This is a genomic window from Ramlibacter sp., from assembly GCF_036383835.1.
In the GTDB taxonomy this organism is placed as follows: Bacteria; Pseudomonadota; Gammaproteobacteria; order Burkholderiales; family Burkholderiaceae_C; genus Ramlibacter.
Genome location: NZ_DASVNN010000097.1, coordinates 1 through 4,411, shown reverse-complemented (window position 1 = coordinate 4,411; position 4,411 = coordinate 1). Strand labels below are relative to the sequence as shown.

Here is a 4,411-nt window from a genome sequence, read left to right as displayed (position 1 = left end):
CAGCAGCGCGAAGTAGGCCTTGACGAAGGTGGCGCGCAGCGATCCGGGCGCGGCCGCGTCGACGGCCTGCATCTCCTGGAGGTACAGCAGGCCGAACAACGCGGCGAGCAGGGGCGCCACCACCATCATCAGCAGCAGGAAGTGGCCCAGGCCGGTATCGAGGTAAGGCCACACGGGTCTGGGCAGCAGCGTGCGCAGGGTGGCCGACCATTGCGCGGCGAGGCTCGCGTGCGGCTTGCACAGGTCGCCGCAGCGCGCGTCGAGCGTGCAGCACAGCGAGCAGATCGGGCCCTGGTAGGCGGGGCAGTGCGCCATGTCGGGGCCTTCGTAGTCGCGGTCGCAGATGACGCAGCGTTGGAGGCGGTGGGCACCGTGGCCGGTGCCCACCCTACGCCCATCTTCCCGCGCGAGGTAATACCGGCCCTTGGTGCTCCATGCGATCGCCGGCGCCGCCACGAACGCCACGCCCATCGCGATCAACGCCGAGAACGCCTGCGCCGCGGCCCCGAAGGCGCCGAGGTACGCCGCGATCGACACCGTCGAGGCCAGCGCCATCGCGCCCACCCCGACCGGGTTGATGTCGTACAGGTACGCCCGCTTGAACTCGATGCCGCGCGGCGACAGTCCCAGCGGCTTGTTCACCACCAGGTCGGCGACCACCGCCATCATCCAGGCGATCGCGATGTTGGAGTACAGCCCGAGCACGTCGCCGAGCGCCTGGAACACGTTCATCTCCATCAGCATGAAGGCGATGAGCGTGTTGAACACCACCCACACCACGCGGCCCGGGTGGCTGTGCGTCACGCGCGAGAAGAAGTTGGACCAGGCGAGCGAGCCCGCATAGGCGTTGGTGACGTTGATCTTCAGCTGCGAGACCACCACGAACAGCGCCGTCGCCGCGACCGCCCACCCGTAGTGCGGGAAGACGTACTCGTAGGCGGCAAGGTACATCTGGTTGGGATCGACCGCGCGGTCCGAGGGCACCATGTGCTGGATCGCGAGATACGCCAGCAGCGCGCCTCCGAGCATCTTCAGCACGCCAAGCACCACCCAGCCCGGGCCGCCCGCGAGCACGCCCGTCCACCAGCGGCGCCGGTTGGCCGCGGTGCGCGCCGGCATGAAGCGCAGGTAGTCGGCCTGTTCGCCCATCTGCGTGATCAGGGCGATGCCCACCGTGAGCGCGGCACCAAACAGGTGCAGATCGAAGCCGGCGCCCTTGGACTTCTCCCCGGCGTAGTGCACCACGCCCGAGAAAGCACCAGGATCGCGCGCCAGCACGTAGGCGAAGGGCACCACCAGCATCACCAGCCAGAGCGGCTGCGTCCAGACCTGCAGCCGGCTGATGGCGGAAACGCCGTGCGTCACCAGCGGGATCACCACCAGCGCGCACACGAGATAACCCCAGCTCGGAGGGATGCCCAGCGCGAGCTCCAGCGCATAGGCCATCACCGCCGCTTCCAGCGCGAAGAAGATGAAGGTGAAGGAGGCGTAGATCAGCGAGGTGAGCGTCGAGCCGATGTAGCCGAAGCCGGCGCCGCGCGTGAGCAGGTCCATGTCCACGCCGTAGCGGGCCGCGTAGATGCTGATCGGAAGGCCCGCCAGGAAGATGATCAGCCCGGTGGCCAGGATCGCCCAGAAGGCGTTGAGGAAGCCGTACTGCACCAGCAGCGTGGCGCCGACCGCCTCCAGGATCAGGAAGGAGGCGGCGCCGAAAGCGGTATTGGCCACGCGCCAGGTCGACCACTTGCGGAAGCGCTGCGGCGTGTAGCGCAGCGCGTAGTCCTCCATCGTCTCGCTCGCGACCCAGGTGTTGTAGTCGCGGCGGACCTTGACGACGCGCTGGGGTGCGGTATCGAGGTCCGGGAGGATGGGGATGGTTCGGCTCACGGAGCCGAGAGGCATCTTCCGTGCCGGGTTTCGGAACAGCCCTCTGCGTCCGGAAGCTGGTTTTTTGTTCAGGCCCGGCTCTTGCAATAAAGTCCGCCAAATGGAACTCACGCCCCGCGAAAAAGACAAGCTGCTGCTGTTCACCGCCGCCCTGCTGGCGGAGCGGCGCAGGGCCAGGGGGCTGAAGCTCAATTACCCCGAGGCGATGGCGCTGATTTCCGCCGCGGTGATGGAGGGCGCGCGCGACGGCAAGTCCGTGGCGCAGCTCATGAGCGAAGGCCGCACCGTGCTGACGCGCGAGGACGTGATGGAAGGGATCGCCGAGATGATCCCCGAGATCCAGGTCGAAGCGACCTTTCCCGACGGCACCAAGCTCGTCACCGTCCACCAGCCCATCGTCTGAGGAGCGCCCGCACATGATGACGCCCGGCGAACTGATCACCGACGGCGGCGACCACGCCCTGAACCCCGGCCGCCGCACCCTCACCCTGGTCGTGCAGAACACGGCGGACCGGCCGATCCAGGTCGGCTCGCACTACCACTTCGCCGAAACCAACGGCGCGCTGCAATTCGACCGCCAGGCGGCGCATGGCATGCGCCTGAACATCGCCTCCGGCACCGCGGTGCGCTTCGAGCCGGGACAGCAGCGCACCGTCGAACTGGTGGACTACGCCGGCGACCGCAAGGTCTACGGCTTCCGCGGCTTGGTGCAAGGAAAAATCTGATGGCAACCATCCCGCGCCGCGCCTACGCGGAAATGTTCGGCCCCACCACGGGCGACCGCGTGCGCCTCGCCGACACCGACCTGGTGATCGAGGTCGAGGAGGACTACACCCTGCGCGCCGGCGGCTACGGCGAGGAAGTGAAGTTCGGCGGCGGCAAGACCATCCGCGACGGCATGGCGCAGTCGCAGCGCACCCGTGCCGAGGGCGCGATGGATACCGTGCTGACCAACGCCCTGATCCTCGACCACTGGGGCATCGTCAAGGCCGACATCGGCCTGAAGGACGGCCGGATCGCCGCCATCGGCAAGGCCGGCAACCCCGACACGCAGCCGGGCGTGGACATCGTGATCGGCGCCGGCACCGAGATCGTCAGCTGCGAAGGCGCGATCGTCACCGCAGGCGGCATCGACACGCACATTCACTTCATCTGCCCGCAGCAGATCGAGGAGGCGCTCGCTTCCGGCGTGACGACCATGTTCGGCGGCGGCACCGGTCCCGCCACCGGCACCTTCGCCACCACCTGCACGCCCGGGCCCTGGAACATCGAGCGCATGCTGCAGGCGGCCGACGCCTTCCCGATGAACCTCGGCTTCATGGGCAAGGGCAACGCCAGCCTGCCGCAGGCGCTGCGCGAACAGGTCGCGGCCGGCGTGATCGGCCTGAAGCTGCACGAGGACTGGGGCACGACGCCGGCGGCGATCGGCAACTGCCTGGACGTCGCCGACGAGATGGAGATCCAGGTGGCGATCCACTCCGACACGCTCAACGAGTCGGGCTTCGTGGAGAACACCATCGCCGCCACGAAGGGGCGCGGGATCTGCGCCTTCCACACCGAAGGCGCGGGCGGCGGGCATGCGCCGGACATCCTGCGCGTGGTCGGCGAGCCGAACTTCCTGCCCTCGTCGACCAACCCGACGATGCCCTACACCGTCAACACGCTCGACGAGCACGTCGACATGCTGATGGTGTGCCACCACCTCGACCCGGCGATTCCCGAGGACCTCGCCTTCGCCGAGAGCCGCATCCGCAAGGAGACCATCGCGGCGGAAGACATCCTGCACGACCTCGGCGCGATCAGCATGTTCTCCAGCGACTCGCAGGCCATGGGCCGCGTGGGCGAGGTGATCCTGCGCTGCTGGCAGACCGCGCACAAGATGAAGCAGCAGCGCGGCAAGCTGCCGGGGGACTCGCCTCGGCACGACAACTTCCGCGCGAAGCGCTACATCGCCAAGCTCACGATCAATCCGGCGATCGCGCACGGCATCAGCCACGAGGTGGGCAGCATCGAGCCGGGCAAGTGGGCCGACCTGGTGGTCTGGAAGCCCGCCTTCTTCGGCGTGAAGCCGGCGCTGATCCTCAAGGGCGGCTTCATCGCGATGGCGGCCATGGGCGACGCCAATGCCTCGATCCCGACGCCGCAGCCGGTGCACTACCGGCCGATGTTCGGCAGCTTCGGCGGCGCGCTGCACCGGTCGTCCTTCACCTTCGTGTCGCAGGCGGGCATGGCCGCCGGCGTGAAGGAGAAGTTCGGCCTGCTGAAGAACGTCAGCGCCGTGAAGGACATCCGCCGCGTGCGCAAGCAGCACCTGGTGCACAACGACTACCTGCCGAAGATGGAGATCGATCCGCAGACCTACGCCGTGCGCGCGGACGGTCAGTTGCTCACCTGCGATCCCGCGACCATGCTGCCGATGGCGCAGAGGTATTTCCTGTTCTAAGCGAGCGGCGCGTACTGTAGGCTGGGGTGGAACCCCAGCACCGCGGGCGCGCTGGGGTTCCACCCCAGCCTACAGTACGCG

At 68.1% G+C, this 4,411-nt stretch carries 4 protein-coding genes; 3 read left to right on the top strand and 1 reads right to left on the bottom strand.

Translation table 11 applies throughout. The features are described from left to right. A partial coding sequence (locus tag VF522_RS16095) for a purine-cytosine permease family protein (RefSeq protein WP_414709544.1) occupies positions 1 to 1,902 on the bottom strand: 1,902 nt, incomplete at its 3' end. Positions 1,903 to 1,987: 85 nt separating this feature from the next. Here VF522_RS16095 and VF522_RS16090 point away from each other — a divergent pair. Genes VF522_RS16090 through ureC form a run of 3 tightly spaced genes read left to right on the top strand, consistent with a single transcriptional unit; the run spans position 1,988 to position 4,330 of the window. Next, positions 1,988 to 2,290 (top strand): urease subunit gamma, encoded by a 303-nt coding sequence (locus VF522_RS16090; protein ID WP_330909300.1) that lies wholly within the window; start codon positions 1,988 to 1,990, stop codon positions 2,288 to 2,290. Positions 2,291 to 2,306: 16 nt separating this feature from the next. Continuing rightward, positions 2,307 to 2,612: an urease subunit beta gene (locus VF522_RS16085; RefSeq protein ID WP_330909301.1), complete on the top strand. Its 306-nt coding sequence runs from the start codon at positions 2,307 to 2,309 to the stop codon at positions 2,610 to 2,612. Further along, positions 2,612 to 4,330, top strand: coding sequence for an urease subunit alpha (ureC, locus tag VF522_RS16080; protein WP_330909299.1), 1,719 nt, complete (start codon positions 2,612 to 2,614; stop codon positions 4,328 to 4,330). The genes VF522_RS16085 and ureC overlap by 1 nt, the downstream gene beginning before the upstream one ends. Positions 4,331 to 4,411: the final 81 nt, after the last annotated feature.